Annotated in this window: 20 protein-coding genes and 1 tRNA gene; 13 read left to right on the top strand and 8 right to left on the bottom strand. The window is 56.1% G+C overall.

Annotated elements, in window-relative coordinates:
• Window positions 1–113: 113 nt before the first annotated feature.
• Genes GN112_RS11440 through GN112_RS11430 form a run of 3 tightly spaced genes read left to right on the top strand, consistent with a single transcriptional unit; the run spans window position 114 to window position 3,914 of the window.
• Complete coding sequence (locus GN112_RS11440) at window positions 114–869, top strand: ABC transporter permease (RefSeq protein ID WP_155310338.1); 756 nt, start codon at window positions 114–116, stop codon at window positions 867–869.
• A 15-nt stretch (window positions 870–884) separates the two neighbouring features.
• On the top strand, window positions 885–2,756 hold the full coding sequence (locus GN112_RS11435) for a Gldg family protein (RefSeq protein WP_155310337.1): 1,872 nt from the start codon (window positions 885–887) through the stop codon (window positions 2,754–2,756).
• Window positions 2,757–2,759: 3 nt separating this feature from the next.
• The gene (locus GN112_RS11430; RefSeq protein WP_155310336.1) at window positions 2,760–3,914 is read left to right on the top strand and encodes a DUF4340 domain-containing protein; all 1,155 of its coding nucleotides are present in this window, start codon (window positions 2,760–2,762) and stop codon (window positions 3,912–3,914) included.
• A 70-nt stretch (window positions 3,915–3,984) separates the two neighbouring features.
• Here GN112_RS11430 and GN112_RS11425 read toward each other — a convergent pair whose 3' ends face one another.
• The 4 genes from GN112_RS11425 to GN112_RS11410 form a co-directional block, all read right to left on the bottom strand.
• Window positions 3,985–6,930 carry a M16 family metallopeptidase gene (locus GN112_RS11425; protein ID WP_155310335.1) on the bottom strand — a complete coding sequence of 982 codons (2,946 nt, stop codon included), beginning with the start codon at window positions 6,928–6,930 and terminating at the stop codon, window positions 3,985–3,987.
• A gap of 254 nt (window positions 6,931–7,184) precedes the next feature.
• The gene (locus GN112_RS11420; protein ID WP_155310334.1) at window positions 7,185–7,622 is read right to left on the bottom strand and encodes a hypothetical protein; all 438 of its coding nucleotides are present in this window, start codon (window positions 7,620–7,622) and stop codon (window positions 7,185–7,187) included.
• Between the two features lie 286 nt (window positions 7,623–7,908).
• Window positions 7,909–8,157, bottom strand: coding sequence for a hypothetical protein (locus GN112_RS11415; protein ID WP_155310333.1), 249 nt, complete (start codon window positions 8,155–8,157; stop codon window positions 7,909–7,911).
• Window positions 8,158–8,212: 55 nt separating this feature from the next.
• On the bottom strand, window positions 8,213–10,093 hold the full coding sequence (locus tag GN112_RS11410) for a peptidylprolyl isomerase (RefSeq protein WP_269434971.1): 1,881 nt from the start codon (window positions 10,091–10,093) through the stop codon (window positions 8,213–8,215).
• Between the two features lie 325 nt (window positions 10,094–10,418).
• Here GN112_RS11410 and GN112_RS11405 point away from each other — a divergent pair.
• The 5 genes from GN112_RS11405 to GN112_RS11385 all read left to right on the top strand — a co-directional run bounded on the left by GN112_RS11405 (window position 10,419) and on the right by GN112_RS11385 (window position 15,378).
• Window positions 10,419–10,494: transfer RNA gene (locus GN112_RS11405), tRNA-Ala, on the top strand.
• A gap of 127 nt (window positions 10,495–10,621) precedes the next feature.
• Window positions 10,622–11,941, top strand: a complete 1,320-nt coding sequence (locus tag GN112_RS11400; RefSeq protein ID WP_155310331.1) for a tetratricopeptide repeat protein — start codon at window positions 10,622–10,624, stop codon at window positions 11,939–11,941.
• 160 nt (window positions 11,942–12,101) lie between these two features.
• On the top strand, window positions 12,102–13,313 hold the full coding sequence (locus GN112_RS11395) for a hypothetical protein (RefSeq protein WP_155310330.1): 1,212 nt from the start codon (window positions 12,102–12,104) through the stop codon (window positions 13,311–13,313).
• Window positions 13,314–13,408: 95 nt separating this feature from the next.
• Window positions 13,409–14,677, top strand: a complete 1,269-nt coding sequence (locus tag GN112_RS11390) for a CsgG/HfaB family protein (protein ID WP_162458885.1) — start codon at window positions 13,409–13,411, stop codon at window positions 14,675–14,677.
• Window positions 14,674–15,378: a CsgG/HfaB family protein gene (locus tag GN112_RS11385; protein ID WP_155310328.1), complete on the top strand. Its 705-nt coding sequence runs from the start codon at window positions 14,674–14,676 to the stop codon at window positions 15,376–15,378. Before GN112_RS11390 ends, GN112_RS11385 begins: the two co-directional genes overlap by 4 nt.
• A gap of 227 nt (window positions 15,379–15,605) precedes the next feature.
• Here GN112_RS11385 and GN112_RS11380 read toward each other — a convergent pair whose 3' ends face one another.
• Window positions 15,606–15,833, bottom strand: a complete 228-nt coding sequence (locus GN112_RS11380) for a hypothetical protein (protein ID WP_155310327.1) — start codon at window positions 15,831–15,833, stop codon at window positions 15,606–15,608.
• A gap of 198 nt (window positions 15,834–16,031) precedes the next feature.
• On the opposite strand from GN112_RS11380, the gene GN112_RS11375 reads away from it, so the two are divergent.
• From GN112_RS11375 to GN112_RS11360, 4 genes are read left to right on the top strand one after another with little or no spacing between them, the layout of a single operon-like run.
• Window positions 16,032–16,820, top strand: coding sequence for a FadR/GntR family transcriptional regulator (locus tag GN112_RS11375; RefSeq protein WP_155310326.1), 789 nt, complete (start codon window positions 16,032–16,034; stop codon window positions 16,818–16,820).
• 11 nt (window positions 16,821–16,831) lie between these two features.
• Complete coding sequence (gene betA, locus GN112_RS11370; RefSeq protein WP_155310325.1) at window positions 16,832–18,490, top strand: choline dehydrogenase; 1,659 nt, start codon at window positions 16,832–16,834, stop codon at window positions 18,488–18,490.
• Window positions 18,487–19,962 carry a betaine-aldehyde dehydrogenase gene (gene betB, locus GN112_RS11365; protein ID WP_155310324.1) on the top strand — a complete coding sequence of 492 codons (1,476 nt, stop codon included), beginning with the start codon at window positions 18,487–18,489 and terminating at the stop codon, window positions 19,960–19,962. Before betA ends, betB begins: the two co-directional genes overlap by 4 nt.
• 31 nt (window positions 19,963–19,993) lie before the next feature.
• On the top strand, window positions 19,994–20,950 hold the full coding sequence (locus GN112_RS11360) for an ABC transporter substrate-binding protein (RefSeq protein WP_155310323.1): 957 nt from the start codon (window positions 19,994–19,996) through the stop codon (window positions 20,948–20,950).
• Window positions 20,951–20,965: 15 nt separating this feature from the next.
• On the opposite strand, the gene GN112_RS11355 is transcribed toward GN112_RS11360, so the two are convergent.
• From GN112_RS11355 to GN112_RS11345, 3 genes are all read right to left on the bottom strand, one after another.
• Window positions 20,966–21,742, bottom strand: a complete 777-nt coding sequence (locus GN112_RS11355; protein WP_155310322.1) for an enoyl-CoA hydratase — start codon at window positions 21,740–21,742, stop codon at window positions 20,966–20,968.
• A 70-nt stretch (window positions 21,743–21,812) separates the two neighbouring features.
• Window positions 21,813–24,281, bottom strand: coding sequence for a response regulator (locus GN112_RS11350; protein WP_155310321.1), 2,469 nt, complete (start codon window positions 24,279–24,281; stop codon window positions 21,813–21,815).
• A gap of 4 nt (window positions 24,282–24,285) precedes the next feature.
• Window positions 24,286–24,861: a response regulator gene (locus GN112_RS11345; protein ID WP_155310320.1), complete on the bottom strand. Its 576-nt coding sequence runs from the start codon at window positions 24,859–24,861 to the stop codon at window positions 24,286–24,288.
• Between the two features lie 63 nt (window positions 24,862–24,924).
• Between GN112_RS11345 and GN112_RS11340 the strand changes: the two genes are divergently transcribed.
• Window positions 24,925–26,361 (top strand): IS4 family transposase, encoded by a 1,437-nt coding sequence (locus GN112_RS11340; protein ID WP_197743311.1) that lies wholly within the window; start codon window positions 24,925–24,927, stop codon window positions 26,359–26,361.
• The last annotated feature ends 18 nt before the right edge of the window (window positions 26,362–26,379 follow it).

Genomic DNA, 26,379 nt, shown 5'->3' with positions numbered 1-26,379 from the left:
CCTTCGTTCCGTATTTCTACCCGGTCATCGGAGGTTCATTGGCGCGACCCTGCTTCAGGGCAACCGTGAACATCTCACCGGCCGGTAACCGCTGTTAACCGATGGAGTGGCCCATGCAACCAAACGGCAATTTGATTAACCACATCTGCACGATCGTAAAACGCGAACTGGGCGGATATTTCGGATCACCGGTGGCCTATGTTTTTATCGTTATCTTTCTGATGCTGACCGGTTTTTTCACGTTTTACATCAGTAACTTTTTTGAAGCCGGGCAGGCGGATCTCAAGGGATTTTTTCAGTGGCATCCCTGGCTGTTCATGTTTTTGGTCCCGGCCGTGGCCATGCGCCTGTGGGCTGAGGAGCGGCGCCTGGGCACCATCGAACTGCTCCTCACCCTGCCGGTGACCGTTACGGAAGTGATCCTGGGAAAATTTCTGGCGGCCTGGATTTTTATCGGCATTGCCCTGGCGCTGACTTTTCCCCTGGTGCTGACTGTCTGTTATCTGGGCAATCCGGATCTGGGGGTGATTTTTTGTGGCTATGTGGGATCTTTTCTCATGGCCGGCACGTTTTTAAGTGTCGGCAGCATGACGTCGGCGCTGACCCGCAGTCAGGTGGTCAGTTTCATCCTGGCCGTGGTGGCCTGTCTGTTTCTCATCCTGGCCGGGTTTGCCCCGGTGACCGCGATGCTTTCCGGGTGGGCCCCGCTGTGGCTGGTCGATCTGGTTTCCGCCACCAGTGTGCTCTCCCATTTCTCTTCCATTGCCCGGGGGGTCCTGGATGTGAGAGATCTGGTCTACTACCTGTCGGTGATGGTCTTCATGATCTTTGTCAACGGCGTTATCCTGCAAAACCGGGAATCGGCATAAAGGAGGCCTCGATCCATGAGTGATGGAAAAAAACGAATTCGCAAAACCGCATTCTCGGCTGGCAGTGCCGTGCTGGTACTGCTCATCGTGGTGCTGGTGAACACTCTCCTGGCCCGGACCACCTTGCGCTGGGATGCCACGGAAGACAACCTCTACTCCCTTTCCGACGGCACCCGGACCATCCTTGCCGACATGGACCAGGATGTGGTGATCAAGGTCTTCTACAGCAAACACGTGCCCACCGTTCCTTCCCACATCAAAACGTTTGCCCAGCGGGTGATTGATTTTCTCTCGGAATACGAGCACTACGGCAAGGGACGCATCAAGGTTGAAATCTATGACCCCAAACCCGATTCCGAAGAGGAGGAGTGGGCGATAAAATACGGGATGAAAGGCGTCAGCCTGCCCTCCGGTGACCCGGTTTACCTGGGACTGGTGGCCCTTTCGGCAGACCAGGAAGCGGCCATGCCCTTCATCGATCCCACCCAGGAGACGCGGCTGGAGTACGACCTGACCCGCCTGATCGCCCGCGTGCAGACCGCCGAGCGCATGAAGATCGCCGTATTCAGCGGCCTGCCGGTTTTCGGCAGTGCACCGAACATGATGATGGGCGGTCCCCGGCAGGGGCAGGCGCCCTGGTTTTTCATCCAGGAACTGAAGAAGACCTATGACCTGATCCAGGTGCAGGCCGCTGCCGACACCATTGATCCGGCGGCCAAACTGCTGATCCTCTTTCATCCCAAGACCATGTCAGATAAACTGGCCTTTGCCGTGGATCAGTACATTTTGGGCGGCGGCAATGCCATCGTCTTCGCCGATCCGCTTTCCCTGATGGATGACCCGCGCATGGGGCCGGAGGGCTCCATCCCCGATAAATTGTTCAAGGCCTGGGGCATCAGCATGCCCACCGGCAAGGCGGTTGCCGACTACACCTTTGCCACACGCCTGCGCAACCGCGAAAACCAGGTGGAAAACAACCCCATGTGGCTGTCCGTGCAGGCTGATGGATTCAATGGCGACGATCTGATTACCGCCAATCTGGAGTCGATGCTCCTGCCGGTGGGCGGCGCCATCGACATCTTGCCGGACGGGCCCTGCACCATCGAACCGCTGATCCACTCCAGCCCCAACAATGAGCTGGTCGACGCGTTTTCCCACAACCAGGATGTGTCCGCCCTGCGGCGGCAATTCAAACCCTCGGGAACGGCGCGCAACCTGGCGGTGCGGATCAGCGGTACCTTCAAGACGGCCTTTCCGGACGGACGGCCGGGCCCGCCGGAAGGAACCGCTGAGGAAACGCCCCAAACCGACCCCGGGGCACCGGTGCTGAAGACCGGCAAATCCCCATCGGTGGTCGTGGTGGTGGCCGACAGCGACCTGCTTTATGACGGCTATTACCTGAGCCAGCAGAATTTTCTGGGGTTCAACATTTCCAACGTCTTCAACGACAACCTGAACTTTATGCTCAACAGCTGCGAGATGCTTACCGGGAATCCCGCCCTGATCGGTATCCGTTCGCGGGGGACGTTCGAGCGGCCCTTTACGAGGGTTCAGGCTTTGGAACGCAAGGCCCAGGACCGCTGGCTGGATCAGGAGCAGGCCCTGGAACGCCAGGTGGAGGCGACCAACGAGAAACTGCACATGCTGGAGCAGCAGAAAGATGCCTCCCAGCGGGCCATTCTGAGCGAGGAACAGGAGCAGGAAATCGCCCGGTTTCAGGAAGAGAAGCTCAAGATCAACAAAGAACTCAAGGTCGTGCGCCGCAACCTGCGTGCCGAGATCGAGCAATTGGGTACGATGGTCAAATTCATCAATATCTTCCTGGTGCCGATTCTGATCGCCATGGGTGGAATCATTTTCGCTATTACGCGCAAGAGAAAGGCATAATCGATGAAAGGCAAAACGTTTCTGATACTGTTGGTGGCCGCAGGGGTGCTGGTGGCCCTGGCGGCGATTCGACTGGGGGACAAACCCGCCGGTGAGACCAAAATGGGTGCCAAGCTTTTTGCCGATCTGCCGGTCAATGAGGTGGCGACGGTCATCATTGCCGATACGGACAACCAAGTCACCTTGAAAATGGGCGATACGGTCTGGCAGGTGGAAGAACGCAGCGGCTACCCGGCAGATTTTGGCGAACTTCGTGACACGGTGGTCAAACTGTCGCGACTGAAGATCGGCCGCAGTTTCACCGCCACACCGGAGAGCCTGGTGCGTCTCTCCCTGCTGGCGCCATCGGAGAAAGCAGAGAAGGGGCACGGCACGGCCATCACCCTGAAAGATGGCAACGGAAAAATTCTCGCCGATGTCATTTTGGGACAGACCCGCACAGCCGAGGGTGGCGGTACGGGCGGACAGTACCTGAAGCTCGCCGACGGGGAAACGGTGTTCCTGGTTGACGGCGATTTCCGTTTCCTGAAAACCGCTCCGGAAGAGTGGCTGGCCGATGAGATCCTGAACATCAAGGCCGACAGCGTGGCCGCCGTGACCGCTTATGCGGCGGGTGCCGATGCGCCGGTGTACACCCTTACCCGACCGGAGAAGGACAAGGCCGCCGAGATGGATCCCGTTTCCGCGGGAAGAACCGTCGATCAGACGAAGATCGACCAGGTGCTCGATGCCCTGGCCCCGTTGAACCTGTCCGATGTCCGGCGGGCTGAAGGGGAGGCCCCTTTGCAAGGGGACCGCCTGGTCTATCGTCTTTTCGATGGCCGTGAGATTACCATTTTCCCCCGCTCCGACGGCAAGGAGACGTACACCCTGCGCGTGGTGGCGGATGCCTTACCCGTAACCCCCGAAACTCCGGAAACTGCGGATACGGTCGCCGCCGACGCCGATGACAGCGAAACGGCGCCGGTGGACGACAAGGCCGACGGGGAGAAGACGCCGGCAGCGCAAAAGCCCCCGGCGGTGATGACCGCCCAGCAGATCAACGACCAGCTGGGGCCCTGGATCTTTTCCGTGAAGAAATGGCAGTACGACAGCTTTATTTTCGATCCGGCAGCCCTGCTGAAAAGCGTTGAGTCAAAGGATGGGAAAACGTCCTGACCCGATCCGACAAGTCCGCCTGAAATCAAAAAACGCGTCCCGGTCAGGGGCGCGTTTTTTTGTATTACGTTTATGGTGCCTTCGGTGCGATGACAACCGCAGCGGCACGCTCCGGGATCAGATAGGTGGTGGCCAGCCGGGACAGTTCGTCGACGGTGATCGCCCGGAAGTCGTCCACGAAACTGCGGGCCCATGCAAACTGCTGGGGCGATCGGCCGGATGCGGTCATGACACTGTTGAGCCAGTAGCCGTTGGTCTGCCGGTACTGCTTGATGGAGGTGAGCATCGGATCGATCGCGCGCAGCCGTTCATCCTCGGTGACGCCCTTTCGAACCAGATCGGCGGCAATGGCCTTGACTTCCTGGAGCACGGCGCTCGTCTGGTCCGGTGCCACATTGACATACGCCTGGAAAAGGCCGTAGCCGTCATAGGCCCGACTGGCCCGGTTGAACGCATAGGGGGAATAGGACGCACCCAGCTTTTCACGAATCCGTTCCCGCAGGCGTTCGGAAAAAACGTCGGCCAGGACCGAAAGCCGTCGGGTGCGGTGGATGTCCCAGAAATCCTCCGTCTGCCAGGCTGAAACCACCAGGGCTTTGGGGATCTGGGTATCGACCGCGATCCTGCGGATGCTTCCTGCGGGCAGATGGGGCAGGGTGGTTCTCATGGTGACGTTGGATTCGCTTTTGGCCGGCAACGCCCCCAGATAGCGGCGAGCCAATTCGATGACGGTCGCTTCATCGATGTCACCGACGATGGACAACTCCAGCGGAGCGCTGCTCAACTGAGGTATGATCCAGTTGCGGATGTCGGCCAGATCAATGGCCCTGATGGCTGAAAAGGAGGAGGGCATGCCGAAACGGCTGTCGCCGCCGGCGAGAAAACGGGTGCCTTCGATTTTCAGCATGCCTTCGATGGACCGGCTGGCCGACTGGTAATCCTGGTGCAATCGCTCGCGGGCCAGGGCCAGGGCATCATCACGGAAACCGGGATCGATGATATGGGCGTAGAGCAGTTGGAAGAGCAGCTCCATTTCATCGCTGACACTTTCAGCAAAAAAATTGAAATAGGTCTCGCCAATCCGGAAGTCCACATAGGTACTTTTTCCTGCCATGGCACGTTCCAGTTTGTCGGTGTCCATGCCGCCCAGACCACTTTCATTCACCGTCGGTTCGGCCAGCAGGCCGAGTCCCGGACGCGACTCGGGTTCACTGGACCGGCCATGGCCGAAAATCAGGTTGGCCAGGACTTCGTTGGTTTTGTAATCGGTCCGTTTCAGGTTGATCCGCACGCCATTGGCCAGCTGAATTCGTGTAATCCCCAGATCCGCCAGGACGTCACGGGAGGCCACCTGGCCGATGTCCGCCGGTGTCGGCAGGTAGGGGAACGGAGTTGCCGTTTCCGCTTCAGGGGGGGAGACCGCAACTTTCGCAGCGGCCAGGAATGCGTCCCTGATTTGCGCCTGGGGGGAGGGGCGTGACGTTTGGGTGAGATCGGCATTGCCCGTTACCAGCACCAGCCGATGCGTGGCGGACCAATTGTCCCGGAACGCCTTTTGGACCTGTTCCAGGGTGGCCGACGCCACCAGGGGGGCCAAAAGGGACTCCTCCTGTTCGGGCGACCGGATGACCCGGTTTTCGGCGATATTGTGGATAATGGAACGGGCCAGTGTTGTACTGTTGCGGGTCGGTGTTTCGCGTACGGCATTGTCCAATTGCTTCAAAACATCTTTTCTGACCCGTTCCAGTTCTTCCTGGCGGAATCCGTAAAGCAACGCCCGGCGCAGCTCCTGCTCGATGGCAGCCAGGGTCTGCGACCATTTTTCGGCGCTGCTGTCGGCCGAGATGTCACTGTAGCGGATGTGGTTCAGGTAGGTTCCACTGCCCACGGCGGCCGAGGTAAACGGCGTCTCCGGTGCTTTCAGGCGGCTGTCCAGGCGGCTTTGCACGATGCGATCGGCCATCGCTTCAATCATCCGCTGATGCCTTGCCTGCGCCGTATCTGCGGCCGGAGGTTCGGACCGGATGGTTTCGATGCTGACGGATGTGCCGCCCGCTTCGGGCTCATGGTGGTAGAAGACCTGAACTCCCTGATGGGCGATATGACCCAAAACCGGCGGCTGTGCCGCTGCCGCCCGGGCGGTGAATGGGCCGAACCGGGATTCGATCAGCGGCTTGGCGGTGGGAATGGAAAAATCACCGACCATAACCAGCATCATGTTATCCGGCCGGTACCAGGCGTCGTAAAACGATTTGAGCAGTTTGCGGTTCGCATGCCGGACCACCGTCGCCTTGCCGATGGGCAGCCGTTCGGAGACCAGAAAATCGGGAAGCTCAAACGTTAAGGTGGCCTTGAACGTCCGATATCCCGCTGAATCGCGCGACCGCATTTCCGATAGAATGACGCCGCTTTCCCGCTTGACTTCCTCTTCCAGAAGCAGCGCGCCCATGGCATAATCCTGCATGACAAGAAGGCCTTTTTCGAGATTTTGTGCATCTCCCTGCGGAAGGATAACATCGTAAACGGTTTCGTTGAATCCGGTATGGGCATTGGCATCGTTGCCGAATTGCATGCCAATGCTCTGGAAGTAACGGATCAGTTCTCCCGGTGGAAAGTGAGTGGACCCGTTGAACAGCATATGTTCCAGAAAGTGGGCCACACCCCGCTGATCTTCGGTTTCGTTCAGGCTGCCGGCATGGACAAAAAGATGAAGGCTGACCCGGTTTTCCGGTCGTTGGTTTTGCATCAGTACGTAGCGGAAGCCGTTGGATAGCCGGCCGAATACGATGTTCGGGTCGGGTTTAAGGTCGCTGGTTTCATGGGCCCAGCCCGGTCCGGGTGCCGTTGCCGGTCCCGCTACAGCCGGCTGTGGAGAAAAGATGCCCGAATGAAAGACGCCGGAGTGATTTGCGGTGGGACCGAACCCGCCGAAAATAATCAACAGTACCGTGAGAAGCGCCGTATGTCGATACCACCGGTGCGATCGGGTCAGGCCGGCAGCGATATGGTGGGACATGGAAATTCCTTCAGTTGTTTTGGCAAGGCAGTGGACGAAGAAAGCCCCCCACTGCCTATTCAGGAATGATTGCAGTGGAAGGCCTTACTGGACTGGATGAATCAAGTCGGGGAATAGTCCGGATCTCCGGGGATGCTGGTATAGCATTCAAGATAATGCTTTTGGGCTGCGTTATCGGTCGTCGCGGTATGACTAATACAACTTCCTCCCTCTGGCCTTGCCAAAAACATTATCTTAAATACTATAGGAAGTCGTCAGCTTTTCTTTTTCACATAAAGCCCCCGGGAAATGGTTTCGACCTTTCCTTTTTTCGTCAGCTTGTACAAGGCATTACTGACTTGACGGGCTTCAAGTCCGGTTCGTTTTTTCAGCCGTTCTACCGTAATACCGTTACGACTCCTGCTGATCATTCCGAAAATACTTTCCAGCATGGTCGCCGAATTGTCAGCCGCAGCTGGTGTTACCGGTGCTGTATCGGCGGGTGCCTTCTTTTTCGCGGCTCTTTTTTTGGCGGGTGCTTTTGCTTTTTTTGCCGCAAGCTTTGCTTTTTTTGCCGGGGCTTTTGCTTTTTTTGCAGGAACCGCCTCCCCGCTTGCTTCTGCATCAAGCACTTCAGATATCTTCTCTACTTGTTTTACAAGAGAAGATAATGCGTTGGAAACGGCTAAAAGTTCTTTTTGAACATCTTTCATTCGGTCAAGCCTCCTTATTAACACGGTTTTTGCTAAGAATTGAGTTATTTAAATTGAGGCCTAATATATTTCTTCTCGGTTGTCAACCTTTGTTTGGAGAAATTCGCCGGCATTATGCTGCTACGCAAATTACTGTTCGATCCTTGCGGTAAGCGAGTTTTTTGCATACGCCTGCCAAATTATCCGCTTGCTCGGTGACCGCAAGCCCGGTTTTGCCAGCCACATTGAATGTCGTATTTGTTCGGCCTGCTTTGTTTTGGGGGGCTGTCCGGATGGGCTCCGGTGGTTAATGCTCCCTTAAAAAGGCCCACCAGATGTAAAAGAAGAAAAACGCCCAAGCGGCGATAGCGGTGAGATATCCTTTCCAGTCGGTTTTGCGTGACGCTTTGCCATGCCGATCAACCCTGCCGACAGGAAGCTTGCAGGATGGGCACCTCGTTGCGTTCAGGGGCATGTACTCCATACACTCCGGACATTTTTTTGCAATGTACCCGCTGGACTTTCCGGATTCCGTGGAACCGTGTGGTGATTTCATTGTGACCTCACCATGTCCTTTCTGATACCGGTGAAAACCGGTAGTGAATGCACTTCTATTCGGTGTACCCTTTTTCGACGGTCACCTGACTTTCGGCCCGGCGTGCTGTCATCCAGTCCTGAAGCACGGTTTGCTGTTTCTGTCTCAGAAGCAGGTCGCTGATTTTCTCTTTTTCATTGTCAAACCCATCACTCGGGGGTGCTTTTCGCTCCGCCAGATGAAGCAGATAAACGCCTGCGTGTCCTTCTACCGGTTCTGTACCGGTGGCATTGTCGGGGGTCAGCGCGAAAGCGGCCTGGGTAAATGCGGGGTCCGATCCGATACCGGGGATCGAGGCGTCGCGTTTGAACAGACCGGTCTGGTTGACAGTCAGGTTCCGGCCTGCCACGATGTCGGCAAATGCTTTGCCGCCTTCGATTTCCACGGCCATGGCCGTGGCGGATTCAAGGGCCTTGTCAGACTGCATTTTCTTTTTCAAGTCTGCCATTACCCGGGCGTTGACCATTTCCAGTTCCGGAATGCGCGCCGCGATGGTTTCGGTTGTCTGAATCAGGTAGTAACGGCCGCCGATCTCCTGGATATCGCTGATTTCATCCACGCCAAGGCCAAATGCGATTTTGGCAAAGGCTTCCTTGCCGCGACCCAGTGCTTCCGGACCGCGACGCGAGAACGCCCCGGTTTCCAGCACGCCAAGATCAAAGGTTTTTGCATTTTTGATCAGGTCTTCTTTTTCGAAGGTGTTTTCGTAAAACTGCTCGGCGTTGTCGTAGGCTAGGGTTTTTGCTTTTGTGTCGGTCAGGGTTTTGACCATCTGTGCCCGGGCCTGCTCGAGGGTCTGGGTTGCGGCCGGTTCCACGGATTCCACTTTGATGACATGCCAGCCGAATTGGGTTTTCACCGGATCGCTGATTTCACCGGCTGCCATGGAGAATGCCTTGTCGGCAAAGGGTTTGACCATCTGAGCCTGGGTGAATTTGCCCAGATATCCACCCTGGGATTTGGTCGGGCCTTCAGAAAAGGTCTCGGCCAGTTTGGCAAAATCCTCGCCGCTTCTGGCCTTTTGGGCAACGGCTTCAGCACGGGCTTTGGCCTCTTGCTCCGTTGCTTGATCGGCGTTCGGATCGACCTTGATCAGGATGTGGCGGGCTTCGACTTTCTTTTCGTTTTTGAACTCGTCAATGTGTGTGTCATAGTAGTCGGCGATTTCGTTTTCGGTAACCGATACCTGCTTTTTATAGGCATCAGGGTCAAAAACCACATATCTGGCCTTGACCAGGGGATCGGTTTTATAATTCTCTTTCTGTGCCTCGAAGTAGTCGGCAACCGCTTCGGCCGAAGGCTCAATGTCGGTGTAATCGTTCGGACGGAACAGGACATAGTCGACGTTCACCGTTGTGTTCCGCCAGTCGTACCACTCACGGGCTTCCACAGCGGACACTTTTGCAGCGCCGGTAATGATGCGGGAGAGTTTTTCGCTCAGCAGCGCATTTTTCTGATCGGCTTCGAACTCCTCCGGCGTCAGATGTATCTGGCTAAGGAGGGCGCGATAACGGCGGTTGTCAAACGTGCCATTGCTTTGGAAGACGGGTAAGCGGACGATGGAATCGGCAACCTCTTCATCGGAAACCCTGAGGCCCAGCTTTTTTGCCTCCTGCAGAAGAATAGTACGGTTGATCAACTGCTCGAGCGTCTGCTGCTTGATCCTCAGCATTTCCAGCATGCCGTCATTGAGACTGGACCCGAACTGCCGGCGATACTGTTCGATCAGGTTGTTATAGGCCCGCTGATATTCAGTTACACCGATAATTTCATCATTGACGGTTGCGACTTTGGATGCCTGGCGGGAACGGAAACTGCCGACCCCCCAGAAAGAAAACACGATTACGATGGCGAAAAGAATTATTTTGATCATCCAACTGCCAGCATGTTTCCGCATTACATTGAGCATTAACGACCTCTTCTTTTAATTTCACCACCGGATGCAGGCCAGCATCCGGTGGTGTTGATTGTTTTGGTTTCAGAAATAGGCATCGCCAAACGTGTCAGCCTCCCGCCGTTCATCTTGAAGGCGGGTTTGAGCATCGTCCGGAATTGCCAGAATATCTCGTCAATTCAAACAATTGACAATAATTGCTGACGCGCCTTTTGTCAACCTGTTTCAGCGATACAGGCAGGGTCCCGTAAAAAACGGTTCGGACAGCTAAACTGAAAAATTGCGTTGACAGGCAAGAACGATTTTGTTAGGTTGCGTTTTCGATTTCGGGGCTGTAGCTCAGCTGGGAGAGCGCATGACTGGCAGTCATGAGGCCAGGGGTTCGAGCCCCCTCAGCTCCACCAAAAATTTGTAAAAATGAAAAAGGGTTGGCCGCTTCAGTGGTCGACCCTTTTTCTATTGCGGAATTGCTGGGTTTGGATTTAGGATCTCGTATCTCTCACTAAAAACAATAGCCACCCATCGACGCACATGAAAAACGAATGCGAACACCTTCTCAAACAAGCGGCATTGGCCCACCAGGAAGGCCGGCTGACCGATGCGGAAAAAGCCTATCTGGAAATATTGAACGAAAGGCCGGATTCGGGGTTGGTGCTGAACGCACTGGGAACGGTTTTTTTGGATCGGTCCCAACCGGATAAGGCAAAAAAGGTTTTTGAAAAAGCAGCCAACTTAAAGCCGCCTTCTCTATCGGCATGCTATAATCTCGGTCGGATCAAGCAGATGGAGGGAGACGATAAGGGGGCCATCAACATTTACAGGGCCATCGTTGAGCAGCAGCCCAAATTTGGTTTGGCATGGAACAATATGGGGGTGGCTTACCGGGAAACCGGAGATGTGGAGGAAGCCATTTCCTGTTTTCGAAGGGCGGTGGCATTTGCTTCTGACATGGCGGAGGCTTGGAACAACCTGGGGGTGGCACAAGATGAGTTGCATATGATTGAAAACGCCTCCCGGTCATACCAAAAGGCGATTGAGATACAGCCCGATTATGCGTCCGCCCACTTCAATCTCGGGGTTTCTTTACAAAAACTTGGGCAACTCAAAGCAGCCGAGAACCACTACAACACCGTGCTGGAGATCAGGCCGGACGATGAGGCGGCCAAATTTATGCTCCAGAGTCTGGGGACATCGACTCCCCCCGATGCTGCCCCGGCGCAGCATGTACGCCGGATTTTTGATCAGTGTGCCGGAACGTTTGAAACGATTCTGGTAAACGATCTGGAATACAAGACCCCTGAACTTCTGTTTCATCTGGTGAGCCCACATCTGAAGCAGGATCTGACGGTTCTGGATCTTGGCTGCGGTACCGGTTTGGGATCACAATTCTACCGGCCATATGCAAGATTCCTTGTCGGTGTCGATGTGTCGTCCAAAATGCTCCAAAAGGCTTCGGAGAAAAATATCTACGACGGGCTCATCGTCTTTGACATCCTTCAGGATTGGACGTTTTCTCAACCATTCGATCTCATTTACAGCTCTGACGTATTTGTCTATTTCGGAAATCTGGATCCGGTCATCCGATCGGTATCATCCCACCTCGTTCACGGAGGGATGATTGCCTTTTCGGTGGAAGAATTGGCAGACAACAGCACAGGGTATCAGCTGTTTCCCAGCGGACGCTACGCCCATTCCCACCGGTATGTCAGGGACTGCCTGAAACATCACGGATTGATCCCCGTTGAGGAGACCGACGCCGTTATCCGGAAGCAGTCCGGGGATGAGGTCAAAGGGTTATTGCTTGTGGCAGAAAAGGGGCCGAAATCGCCTAAAAAGGCATTTCGTGTGTAAAAAGCGATGCGCCCACGCAGATCGGGCTTGAACATTGCCCATGGATAATTTAGCCTGAATATTGTAGAATTAATTGTTACATCTTTCCCTGCAATGTAATATAGTGGTGTTTATACCCATACTACAAATACTACAAAAAGGATCGGCACAGGAGGCTTCCATGAAAAAAACATGTACCCGTCTTGTCGTCTGTTCGCTGTTAACACTTTTGGTTTTACCGAGCATTGGTTTTGCCGGGGATGATTTTTTCGATGTGCTCTCCTGGGCCATAGAAGGTTCGGGAGCCGATAAAAGCATCGACGCGGGATTATACGGCGCCCTGGCAACCCTGGCGTGGAATGACGAAAACCAGAACGGTGATATGGATGGAGACGAGACGTTGACCGATATAATCCGCATTTACGACCGGGACGGCAACCTCGTGATTGAATCAAACATGGAACTCGTCCAGAACAGGGACGACATCGAAGAGTGGGCCCTGGAAAATTTCGATCTCATCCTCAGCGCCATTTTTCCGGGCGGGCTCAATATGAGTACCGGGGACACTGCGGACAGCATCATGCTCGGGATATCCTTTGGAGACAAGCTCTCCAAAGCCAGTCCGGCCAGAAAAGAATCCGCCGAGGCTGCCAGCATCAACAATGAATTCAAAGGGGTCCTGGAATATGTAAGCCTGTCCGTAAATGATGAAGATGGCGATGCCACCTCGATTTTACTCGGCTACAGCCACGAATATGACGGTGGGGCAGAACTGGGCATCCTTTTGCCGTACCGATATACCACCATGGACGATGCCATCGACTCCGAATCCCACTTTGCCGGGCTGAGTATTTCGGGCAAGTACCCGATTAAAAAATGGGACAGCATGGTCTGGGATGCCGGTGTTGAGGTCTTTGGTTCAGCCTACTACCTCACCTCGGATGCCATCGAGCACGCCGGAAACCTTCAATACGGTGCCGGTGCCTTTTCGACATTTACGAAAACATTCAGTTTCGCCACCGTCAGTGTGGGGGTGGATTACCGGATCTCGGAAATAGAGGTTCGCGAAAGCTGGATCGATACGGACAATCAATTTGTCGAAAAGTTCATCGATTACCTAAACGATTTGGATTCGATCAAAACCCTGACCTACGGTTGCAACATCGGCGTGCCGCTGTTCGCTGATGCCGCCGCGGTCAATCTTGAGATCATCCGTTCGGATTTCAGCAGCGACGATATTCCCGACGACCGGGATTCGCAAACCACGGCAGGGCTTTCCTTTTCCTATTATCCGTCGGATACATTCGAACTCAACGTGGGGGTAAGAGAGACTTACGAAATTGAAGATATTGACCTGGTCAGTGTTTATATCGGATCCGTGTACCGATTCTAGATAGGGCATTGGAACGGATGCAAAGCGCACCACACACAAAAAAGAACACGGATCCCATTTTATCCGGTTTCAGGCTCGCCTGGACGATCGCAATCATGATCGCGCTTTTTCTCAACCCGACCGATCTTGAGGCGGCGCCGTCTTCAACGGCCATGCAAAGCGATGCGGGAAACGATGTCGATCAACGAATCGCCATCTATCCGTTTGTCACCGACAGCGCTGAAAAACTGCCCCATTCCGATTTTCTCCCCGAATGGATCAGCCAGAGCCTGGCCGAGTACCTTTCCGAAGCAAAGACCATCCAGATCCTGGAACGCCGGAAACTCGATGCCCTGCTGAGCGAGTTGCGTCTCGGCACCAGCGATCTGGTGCATGAGGACACCCGGCTCCGCTTAGGACGCCTTTTGGGGGTTGACTACTTTGTTTTCGGCAGTTACGTGCCGGTCGGCGACCAACTCCTCATTTCCGCCCACCTGGTCAGCACGGCCAGCGGCGTGGTGGTGAAGGCCGCCGACGGCCAGGGGGCATTTCTGAAGGTCAAAGCGATCGTCCAGCGCCTGTCCGCCAAGCTTCTCGACGGCCTGGGGCATCGCGTGCAGGCGGAAACGCTGCGCCAGGCCGGATCGATGCCGGGGCCTGAAATCAGAACGCTTTACGATAAGGGGCTTGAGCAGGAACATCGCGGCCAGACAGAGGCCGCGCTGGACTATTATCGGCAAATTCTCGCTATAGAGCCGGACCAGCCGTGGGCCCGAGAAGCCGTCCAGCGTCTGGCCGCAACGGGTGAAAGGGCCGGAACCGGATACAGCCACTGCCCAGGCGGAAAAAGGCGGAGCTTCATCGTTTTGGCTATTGAGAACGAGGTCGACGATGCCGCGTGGAAGAACCGGCTCATTGCCGTGGGATTGATCAACCTGATCCATGAAGAGCTGTTCGCCACCGGCTGTTATCTGCCGGTCGACACGGACGACGAGACCCGGCAGCTGATTCAGGACCTGGTCATTGACAGATGGTCCGATGAGAAACGGTCGACGTCGCCTGCCATGCAGCCGCCATCCGTCGCCCCCCGGACCGATACACAAGTTCGCTTGGTCGTCAAATCTTTCGGCAAGAGCCGTTCCAAGCTCATGCTTGGCCTGTTTTCCAAAGGCAAGGTGACCGTGACGGTCGGCGTCGAGCTGTCGGTGAGACAAAATGACGGCACCACGATCAGCGCCGAAGGTTCGGGAAAAGGCGTGACCCGCTCGAAAAGCGTCGGCTTTACCATCCGCGATGACAAGGTGCACTTTGACGAATCGTCGGTCGGCATCGCTGTCCATGAAGCGATTAAGGCGGCGGTAGGCAATCTGATGGAGCAATCGTGAAAAGAGAGTCAACGGCCCGCGTTGGTGACCAATCCCCGATCCAGTGGCTATTCATCCTTGCAACGATCGCCGTCACACTGGGATGCGCATCCACCACCGTCGACCAGCGCCCCGTGTTAACTGATGACAGCGGAAATGCCCGTGCCGTTTACTCAGCGGATACAAAACCGGTGACGGCCGTTCTTCCCCTGGTGCTGGGCCTGGGGCCCGAAGCGGTGAAGCAATATCCCCAACTGGTCGAAAAATCCGTGGGCATGGGGGTCTATCAGCTGGTCCTGAGTGCCGTCACCGAATCCAATCGGTTCAGCGTGGTCGAAGTCCGTCCGGAGAATATCGATGCCATTCTCCAGGAACGCTGGCTTCAGCAATCCGGGCTCATGTCCGACGGGCAAGCTGCCGTGGAGGCCCGGCAACGGGGGGCCGCTCAGGTGATCTATGGCCGGATTTATGACTATGCGGAAACGGTATCGGAAAAAATTGTCGGTCTCCAGGCCCGGCACACCAAAAAAATGGTGGTTGGGATCCAGCTCATCTGCACCGATGCCTCCTCTTTTCGTCAGATCGGCATCGGCACCGCCGTCGGCTATGGCGACAGCATCCTTGGGGCAACCCGCTCGGCCGTGCTTCTGGCTAGGGAGAAGATGCTCAGACGACTGTTTGTCGCCGACCCTGCCGATCGCCAGCCCTCCGGATCCGACTGAGTCCGCTTGCCTGTTTGTCTCGGATTCTTCCTCCCAGAATTGATTTTGAATCGATTCTGAATCGATTCTGAAACTCCCCAACTATTTTTAATTACACATTCGCATGTCTACGTTCCATTTCTTTTCGATAGCGATCCCGATAGCGATTTCGATCATAGTAACGATCCGTGCGTGATCGCAAACCCATCGCCCCGATTCAATCAATGCCAAATGTAAGGCGATTTCTGTCAAAGAATATACCCGCCTGCTTGTCTTTTCATCCGTCTTCTGCGTTGGGCGTTTCCACACATAGCCCCACTATGCGTAAAAAAGCCCGCCTTGAATACGAATGAAAAATCCTTCGCATCCAAGTATATTCTTATCCGCCAATCGCCTAAAAATCCAAATGTCAATTGAAGGATCGGATCGGTTATAAATGGATAGCATGCCACCATTTGGCATTTTTCATTGGACATTTGATATCCTTAACCAGTCGCTACCGGATAAAAAACGCAACAAAAAATTAAATGCGGTTACCCAGTTTCCCACCTCTGATCGCCTTGACAACCGATCAATGGCATGGCAATAATGGTCGTACCATTAAGGCTTAACTTTACCTATTTTAGGTAAAACTTCTTATAAGTTTGGTTGATATTTATTAAAAGGTACTACCAATGGCTAAGGAAATATTTCCCCGAAGCCCTTTCATGCCCGTGCAGAGCGGTCGGGCCAGCGAGGACATCGCCCTGAACCTGGAGGCCGCCATCTTGGACGGCCGCCTCAAACCCGGCGGGCGCCTGCCCAGCGAGCGGGACATGCAGGTCCAGTTTGGGACCGGTCGGGGGGTGGTGCGCGAGGCGATCAAAATATTGAAGCAGAAGGGCCTGCTCGAGGTGCGTAAGGGCGTTAAGGGAGGGGCCTATGTGCGCCAGCTGGAGATGGCCAATGTTTCCGAGTCTCTGGCCCTTTTTCTCAAACAGCACCCGGTGGAACCGGAAAAATTGATCGAATTTCGCGAGAGCATGGACCGGACCATCACCGTCCTGGCCATTTCCCGCGGCACCCGGGACGAAAAAGAAGCCCTGCTGGCGGCGGTGCTGCGGTTCGAGGCGCTGATGCGTAAGCCGGACCCCGATCTGACCGCGGCCAGCGAACTGGACCGCGAACTGAACCTCATGCTGGCGCGCATGGCCCGAAGCCCTCTGTTCGAATGGGTCATGCACGCCCTGCAGATGGGATTCAGTTCCCACGACTATGCCCTGTACGAAAATCCGGCGTACCGGGAACAGGCGGCCGCCAACTGGCGTGATACGGCTCGCGCCATTGCCGAGCAGGAACCCATGCGCGCCCTTTCCTGCATCGGTCAACACTATGGAATGCTGAGAACGTGCGTGGCAGAACAAAACAAGCCCGTGCCGGCAGTGCCGTTCCCTTCAGGCACAGATGCCGGCAACAGCCCTTAAAGGAGATTACCATGAAACCCTACGATTTTATTATCGTTGGCGGCGGTTCGGCCGGATCCGTTCTGGCCAACCGCCTGAGCACCAACCCCAAACACCGTGTCCTGGTCCTGGAAGCCGGCCGGCCGGATCATCGCCTGGATTTCCGAATCCACATGCCGGCGGCCCTGACCTACCCGCTGGCCGGCAAAACATACAACTGGTGGTACGAATCGGATCCCGAACCGTTCATGCAGGGCCGCAGGATCTATCAGCCGCGGGGCAAGGTTCTGGGCGGATCCAGCTGTATCAACGGCATGATTTACATTCGCGGTAACGCCCAGGACTATGAGAAGTGGGCCCGGGAGGAGGGTCTCGAAAACTGGTCTTACGCCCATTGCCTGCCCTACTTCAAGCGCTTCGAGTGCCGCATGGTCGGTGCCGATGCCTACCAGGGGGCGGCAGGACCGCTCTACCTGACCACGCCCGAGTGCGAAAATCCCCTTTTCGACGCGTTTTTCATGGCTGTCCGGCAGGCCGGCTATCCGCTCACCAGGGACGTCAACGGATTCCAGCAGGAGGGATTCGGCCGGTTCGACCGCACCACCTACCGTGGCCGCCGCTGGAACGCGGCCAGGGCCTATGTGCATCCGGTGAAACGCCGCGGCAACCTGACCGTCAAATGCCATACCCTGGTCAGCCGCATTCTGTTCGAGGGTAAGCGTGCCGTGGGGGTTGAATACAGGAAGGGCAAAAAGGTGCACCGCGTCTACGGGGCCGAGATCGTCTGCTGTGGCGGAGCCATCAACTCGCCGCAGTTGTTGCAGCTTTCCGGGGTGGGCAAGGCCGAGGATCTGTCGGCACTGGGGATCAACGTGATCCAGGATCTGCCCGGGGTGGGCCGGAACCTGCAGGATCATCTCGAACTGTACGTGCAGTATGCCTGCAAGAAACCGGTGAGCATGTATCCCGCGCTGAAGTGGTACAATCAGCCGTGGATAGGAGCAAAGTGGCTGTTCGGCCGCACCGGTGAGGCGGCCACCAACCATTTCGAGGCCGGCGGATTCATCCGCGGCAACGACCAGGTGGCCTATCCCAACATCCAGTTTCACTTTCTGCCTATTGCCATCCGTTACGACGGATCGTCACCCCGCCAGGGTCACGGCTACCAGGTGCATATCGGCCCCATGAACACCGATGTGCGCGGGCGGGTGAAGATCACCTCTGCCGATCCGACGGCCTATCCCAGCATCCGTTTCAACTACCTCTCCACGGAGCAGGAGCGCCGCGAGTGGGTGGAAGCCATCCGCCGTGCCCGGGAGATCATGACCCAGCCGGCCTTTGACGAATTCCGCGGGGCGGAACTGGCGCCGGGCGAGGGGGTCGAGAGCGATGACGAGATCCTCGATTTCGTGGCCCGCGAGGGCGAGTCGGCCTACCATCCCAGCTGCACCTGCGCCATGGGCACCCACGCCGAGGCCGTGACCGATCCCCAGCTGCGCGTCCAGGGTGTGGAAAACCTCAGGGTGGTAGACGCCTCGATCATGCCTTATGTAACCAACGGCAATATCTACTCTCCGGTGATGATGATCGCCGAAAAGGCGGCCGACCTGATTTTGGGCAACACGCCCCTGGCACCGGAGCCCCTGCCTTACTACCGCCATGAGCAGGTCGGGGAGGAGGCTGCCGCATGATCCGCAAACCGATGTACATCGACGGCAGTTGGCAACCGGCCCGGTCGGGGGCGCAACGGGAAATCATCAACCCCTTTGACGGCTCGATCATTGCCCAGGTGGCCGAGGGGGCACGCGAGGACGCCATCGACGCCATTGCGGCTGCCCGGCGCGCCTTTGACAGCGGCCCGTGGCCCGGCACACCGGCAGTGGAACGGGCCCGGCTGCTTTTTCGGCTGGCCGACCTGGTGGACCGCGAAAAAGAGGACCTGGCCCGCCTGGAGAGCCTGGATACGGGCAAGACCGTGATCGAAAGCCGCTGGGACATGGACGACATCGCCGGGATTTTCCGCTATTTCGCCGGCCTGGCTGACAAGGACGGCGGCGAGGTGATCGCCTCGCCCCACCCGGATACCAGCAGCCGGCTGGTCCGCGAGCCCGTGGGGGTGTGCGGCCAGATTTCGCCCTGGAACTACCCGTTGTTGCAGGCCTCCTGGAAGATGGCGCCGGCCCTGGCCGCCGGCTGCACGATCGTGATCAAGCCCAGCGAGATTACGCCCCTGACCACGATCCGGATCACTGAGTTGGCCGAGGAAGCGGGTTTTCCTCCCGGGGTGGTCAACACGGTGCTGGGACCGGGCGCCGAGGTGGGTGCCGAACTGTCCGAGAACCATGCTGTGGACCTGATCTCCTTTACCGGCGGTATCGCCACGGGCAAGACCATCATGCGCGCCGCTGCCGGCAACGTCAAAAAGGTGGCCCTGGAGCTGGGCGGCAAGAATCCCAACATCGTCTTTGACGATGCCGACCTGGATCTGGCCGTGGACCATGCCCTCAACGGGGTGTTTTTCCATGCCGGCCAGATCTGCTCGGCCGGCGCACGGGTGATGGTCCAGGCGGGCATTCACGACCGCTTCGTAAAGGCCCTTACCGCGCGCATGCAGCGCATTGTGCTGGGCAGCGGATTTGCCGACGGCGTTCAGATGGGTCCGCTCATTTCGGCGGAGCATCTGGCCAAAGTGGCCGGCTATGTGACCATCGCCCGGGAGGAGGGGGCCCGCCTGGTTCTCGGCGGTGACCGACCCGATGACCCGGCGCTGCAAAACGGTTTCTTTTACCTGCCGACCCTGTTTACCGGTTGCACCAACGACATGCGTATCGTTCAGGAGGAGGTCTTCGGACCGGTGATCAGCGTGGAGCGCTTCGACAGCGAGGAAGAAGCCGTGGCCCGTGCTAACAGCACCGTTTACGGGCTCTCGGCGGGGTTCTGGACCCGCGATCCGGATCGTATGGCCCGTGTTTCCCGGGCGCTGCGCTTCGGAACGGTCTGGATCAACGACTTCAATGTCTACTTCGTCCAGGCCCCCTGGGGGGGCTACCGCCAGTCCGGCCTGGGCCGGGAGCTGGGACGCATGGGCCTTGACGAATACACCGAGGTCAAGCACATTTACCAGAACCATGCCCCGCAGCCGCTGGGCTGGTTTGGAAAATAACGACGATCAACCCCAACCAAAAGGAGATATAATGTTAAACGACCATTTCAAGCGAATCCTTTTCACCCTTACCCTGGCCATCGTATTGCCGATGTTCGCCACCGCTGCCCCTGCCGCCGGGAAAATCCGCATCGCCAGTGTCGCCTGGACCGGCGTGACGGTCAAAAGCGAGCTGGCGGCATCCGTCCTGGAGAGTCTCGGTTACACGGCCGAAAACACGGTTTACTCCGTTCCCTTTGTCTACGCGGCCCTTTCCAGCGATGCGGCGGATCTCTTTTTCGGCAACTGGATGCCCTCCATGGCCACGGTGGCCGACAAATTCTTCAAAAAAGGGTCGGTGGTCAAATATGTGGCCAACATGCCCGGCGCCAAGTACACCCTGGCCGTGCCCACCTATTGTGCCGAGGAAGGACTGAAGGATTTTGCGGACATCGTCAAATTCGGCGACAAGCTCGACTGGAAGATTCACGGCATCGAAGCGGGCAACGACGGTAACCTGATCATCCGTGACATGATCGAGAAGAATATGTTCGGACTGGGCAGATTCAAAATCCTGCCTTCCAGCGAGGTGGCCATGCTGGCCGAGGTGCAGTCGCGGGTCAAACAGAAACGCTGTATTGTCTTTCTGGGCTGGTCGCCCCACAGCATGAACGAGCGCATCGACATGACTTACCTGACCGGCAGCACCGATGCGACCTTCGGCCCCAACGACGGCACGGCCACGGTCTGGACCAACATCCGCAAAGGCTTCGATCAGGAACAGCCCAATGTGGCCGTGCTGGTCAGGAACATGACCTTTCCCATCGCTATGATGAACCAGATCATGACCAACATGTATGCGAACAAAGGCCTCAAACCGCGTGAAGCCGGGCTTACATGGCTCAAGGCCCATCCGGATACCTATAAAAGCTGGCTGACGGGCGTTACCACGGCTGATGGAAAGGATTCGGTAACGGCGTTTGAGGCCTATCTGGAAAACATTAAATAAGCTTTTCCTCGGCGGTTACCGGTTTTTCCACTCCGGCGTCCGTTTTTCCAGAAACGCCTTGATGCCGGTTTGGGCGTCTTCGGCCATGTTGTTCATCACGATGGTGTGTTTGGCATAGTGCAGGGCCTGGGCATCGGTCATGTCGGCCTGGGCATAGAGCCCCTGCTTGCCGATAGAAAGGGCGAAGCCGCTGGCCCCGGCGATCTGGCGGGCCAGGTCGCGGGTGGTCGCTTCCAGCTCTGCCAGCGGTACGACGCGATTGACCAGGCCGAGAGCCTTGGCCTCGGCCGCCGGAAACTCACGGCCAGTGACGAGCATTTCCATGGCGGCCTTGCGGCCGATGGCGCGCGTGATGGCCACCATGGGTGTGGTGCAGAAAAGGCCGATCCGGACGCCGGGGGTGGAGAACCGCGCGCCTTCCTCGGCAACGATCAGGTCGCACCAGGCGGCCAGCTGACAGCCGGCGGCCGTGGCGATGCCCTGCACCTGGGCGATGACCACCTGGGGAATGTCGTGAATGCGTATCATCATGCGGGTGCATTGGTCAAAGATGGATTTGTATGCCTTGACACCGGCATCGACCATTTCTGCCAGGTAGTGACCGGCGCAAAAGTGGTTTCCCGCCGCCCTGATGATCAGGACCTTCAGGGTGTCATCCTCTGCTACCTGGTCAAGCAGTTGCAGGATTTCCTTGATCATCTGTTTGGAAAGCGCGTTGATTTTGCCGGCGTTGTTCAGGGTCAGGGTTCCGACGGCTGCTTCGCGGTCGAAGGTGATTTCGGAGTAATCCATGGCAGATTCCTTATCAGAATGACGGTTGCCAGAAAGCAGGCGGGCAACAGGATGCTGAGAATTTTTTCGGTCATCGAACGATTCCCTGATCGTTGATGGTTCTGTGGACGGCCTTCAGCAGGGTGGCCACCTCATAGGGCTTGTCCACAAATCCGCAGGCCCCGGCCGCCATCGCCTTCTCTCTGGCGTCATCGGTGGCATAGCCGCTGGCGATCAGCACCGTCACGCCCGTATTCATTCCGACGAGCTTTTCGAGGCACCGCTGGCCCCCCATCCCCGGCATAAACATGTCGAGAACCACAAGCGATATCTGCGGCATCATTCTTTCGTAAAGGGCCAACGCGGTTTCACCGTCCGCCGCCGTGACGACCTTGTATCCGTATCGGCTCAGCATCTGTTCACCAAGGTCGCGGATAGCCGGCTCGTCATCGACGAGCAGAATCGTCTCGTGACCGCAAAAGGAAATCGTTGCCGGCCCGTCTCCCGGTTCTTCTCCGACGATACCTTCGATGGCCGGGAGATAGATGTTGAATGTCGTCCCGGAATCCACCTTGCTGTCGCAGGTGATGTGTCCGCAATGGTTCTTGACGATGCCGTAGACCATTGCCAGCCCCAAGCCGGTGCCCTTTCCGCTTCCTTTGGTGGTGTAAAACGGCTCGAACATGTGATCGGCGATTTCCCTGTCCATTCCGTGGCCGGTGTCGGAGACGGAAAACATCACGTAAGCGCCCGGATGGGCATCGAGATGGGTTCGGCAAAATGCCTCCGACAAGACGACATTGTCGGTCCGGATCGTGATCTTGCCACCATCGTTCATGGAATCCCTGGCGTTGATGGCAAGGTTCACCAGAACTTGCTCCATCTGTGTCGGGTCCGCGTTGACGATGTTCAGGGCATCGCATAACGCCAGTTCGATATCGATCATCTTGGGTATGGTCCGATCGAGCAGTTTTCTCACTTGAACGATTTCATGGTTGAGATCCACGGGTCGCAGCCGGCTCTCCACCTTACGGCTGTACGTCAGCAGCTGCCGGGTCAACTCCGCTGCCCGCATGCCCGCTTTTTCGATCCCTTTCAGGCTGGCAAATGCGGGGTCCTCCTTTTTGATGTTGAACAGCAGTACCTGGGTATAGCCGAGGATGGCTTGGAGCAGATTATTGAAATCATGGGCAATACCTCCGGCAAGGGTGCCGATCGCCTCCATTTTTTGGGCCTGCTGCAGTTGTGACTGAAGCTGTATCCGCTTTGTGATGTCGACAAAGCTCTCAACAATGTGCTTCCTGCCACCGAGCATGACACGGTTTGCGGTTCTCAGGATCGGGACTTCCCCGCCACCCGTCTTTCGTACGATCCGCTCGGTGGAAACGCTGTCCAAACCAGGTTCGGGGATGGCGGATGCGGCCTTTGGGTCAGGCCGGACATATGCCTCGTGCGCGGCCCCCACAAGCTCCTCTTTGGAAACGCCGATCATGTTCAGGGCGGCCGAGTTGGCATCGGTGATCCGGTGGGTTGCCTCATCGATGACCAGGATCCCGGTATTTACCGAATCCATGATCGCATTCAACCGCTCCTTGCTCTCGTGGAGCGCTTCGAGCGCCTTGGCGGCGCGCAAGGTTTCACTGCTGTACGAGGCCAGAATCGAACCCAGTTCTTTATCCTGCAGGGTAAACGGCGGGGGCACTTTATTATGCAGGGAGATGATGCCGACGATTTCACCCTTTTCCTCCGTAAGTGGAAAAACCAGCAGGGATCCGTCCCGGTATCCCTGCCAGCTGCTCCCGGTCACGTCTTGCTCTTCGCGGATATCACTGACCACCACCGGCTTTCCGCTTCGTATGGCCTTCTCGAAAACGGAACCCGCTCGAAGGGGAAAAGCAATGCTGGATGGTGTATGATCCGGGTCCAGGGAGTGTACGAGCACCAGTCCATCCTCATCGCGAAGAAACAGGCTCCCGCCGTCGGCGGCCATGTTTTGGGCAAACTCCTTCAGCAGCAGCGGACCGATTTCCTCCATGCAGCTGCAGGCCGCAAACCCCTGGGTGGCCGCCACAATCTGCCGGAGCCGGTTGTTGATCTTCTCCAGTTCCCGGTTCTGGTTCCGAAGGGCTTGCTCGACGGCGGTTTTCTCGTTTTCCAATTGTATTTTCTCGAAAGCGCGGTTCAGGGTGGCAAACAGTTCGTCGGGTGCCAGGGGTTTTTTCAGATAATCGTAGGCCCCCTCCTGCAGGGCCCGAATGGCCGTGTCCGTGTCCGCATAAGCCGTCATCATCACACAAACGACGGTCGGTCGGATGCGTTTGAGCTTGGCAATCAGGTTGATGCCGTTGGCGCGCCCCAAACGAATGTCCAAAAGGACCACCTGGGCATCGAAATACCTGATGGTGTCGCAGGCCTCCTCTTGGGAGTGCGCCTTGGCCACGATGTAATCCCGGGTTTCGAGGATGTCCTCGAGACTGAGTACAAAGTCCTTTTCATCGTCCACGATCAGGAGCTTGCGTGTTTGCTCCTGCCCGCTGCGGGCGCTGTTGTCGGCATTCATGATATCATCCCTTTTTCCGCATCGCCAGGTGTTCGACCGCTTTCAGCAGTTCCGCAGGATCGAATGGTTTTCTCAACACGCCGCTGACGGATAGGCTCCTGAGCTTCTCTATCGTTCCCGTCTCCTCATCCATGAATGCCGTGCTGATGATCGTCGGAACGACACGACCGGCTCTTTTCAACTCCAGGTAAGTCTCCAGGCCGTTGAGCACGGGCATCCGAAGATCCAGGATCAGCACGTCGATCCCGTTGGATAAGATACGCTCCACCGCTTCCCGGCCGTTGGTTGCCACAAAGACACGGTATCCATTGCCTGTCAGCAGCTCGTGGATGCTGGCGACAAAATCCGGGTCGTCGTCGGCGATCACGATGCCGTGAGGCTGGTTTTTTTCGATCATCGACAGCAACGCCTTCATGTCCAGCGGTTTGTGGAGTACGCCCCAGGCCCCGTTTTCCACCGCCCTGTCAAGGAGTTGCTCCACACTGTAGCCGGTCATCATCACCACCCTGGCATCGGGCTTGATTTTCCGGATCTCCATGAAGCTTTCGACACCGTTTTTTCCGGGCAGCTTCACGTCCATGAAGGCAGCCCTTTCAAGGTAGCACTAAAAGACCATTCATAACTGGATGAACTTATTAAATAAATGCTGGACAAACCCACCCCCAAAATATACAGTAAAAAAGAAAAACTGTATTATTTGGGAGGTGACATCATGTTGAGTCCTGTTTTTACGCCGTTCATCAAGAATTCTCCGATTTCTGTCATGGCTCGTGGTTTGATGGAGAAGGTACTGAATCCTGAGCAATTGGACGAATGGTTCGAGAACACCGCTAAAGAACAATACACAAGGGACCTTTTGTTTTCGACGCTTTTTTACCTGATGAGCCAGGTCGTTCAGGGAAGCCAGCGATCAATTCACGCAGCCTTCCAGGCTTCAAAAGAGGATATTGCCGTTTCAGTTACCTCAATCTACAATAAGTTGAACGGCATGGAACCAAGTACATCGGCAGCTTTGGTCCGATATGCCGCCGAGCAGGTGGAACCTATTATTCAAAGATTGTTGGGTAAACAAAACTCCCCTTTGCCTGGCAAACGAATCAAACTGCTTGATGGCAACTGTATCGAAAAGAGCCATCACCGAATCAAAGAGTTGCGGTCCATAGCCTCAGGTCCTCTTCCGGGGAAATCATTGGTTGTGTACGATTCGATGTTGCACCTGCCCATCGATGTGTTTCCTTGCGAAGACGGCCATGCGCAAGAACGCTCATTATTGAAAACGGTGCTTGAAACTATTGTTGCCGATGATGTTTGGGTTGCCGATCGCAATTTCTGCGTGGTTGAATTCACCTGCGGCATCGATAAGCGGGATGCGTGGTTCATTATCCGTGAGCATGGGAATTATCCTCTCGAGCTAATTGGAAAGGAAAAATATATCGGCAAAATCGAAACAGGAACCGTATACGAGCAACCCATCCGGGTTCGTGATGAAGCTGGCGAAGAGCACGCCTTCAGGCGGATTCGCGTGAAGCTGAAGGGTGAAACCCGTGATGGTGATACCGAGATTTTCATCATCACGAATCTATCAAAGAGCGCAGCAAACGCTAAAACAGTTGCCCGGTTGTATCGGGATCGATGGACCATCGAAACGGCCTTTCAGCGTCTCGCTGAATATTTAAACTCTGAAATTAATGCATTGGGCTATCCTCGTGCCGCTCTTTTCGGTTTTTGCGTTGCTCTGGTCGCCTATATCAGCATGTCCGTTGTAAAAGCAGCACTGGGCAGTGTTCACGGTGTCGATTTCATAGAACGGAACGTATCTGGTTATTACATCGCCAATGAAATCGAAGGCGTCTACCAAGGGATGATGATCGTTATCGAAAGCGACCATTGGGTCGTTTTTAGAGACATGCCAGAAAGTGATCTGGTTCGGTTGCTTGAAGAATTAGCTGGCAACGTAAAATTATCAAAGTACCAGAAGCATCCTCGAGGTCCCAAAAAGCCCAAACCGAAGCGGGTTGCGATGAAAAACAAGCCACATGTTTCAACCGCGAAAATACTCGCTGAGAGAAAGAAGTCATAGTACTACCTTGAAAGGGCT

Origin of the sequence: Desulfosarcina ovata subsp. ovata, assembly GCF_009689005.1 — a bacterium.
GTDB lineage: Bacteria > Desulfobacterota > Desulfobacteria > Desulfobacterales > Desulfosarcinaceae > Desulfosarcina > Desulfosarcina ovata.
This window is presented reverse-complemented; position numbering and strand designations above follow the sequence as displayed.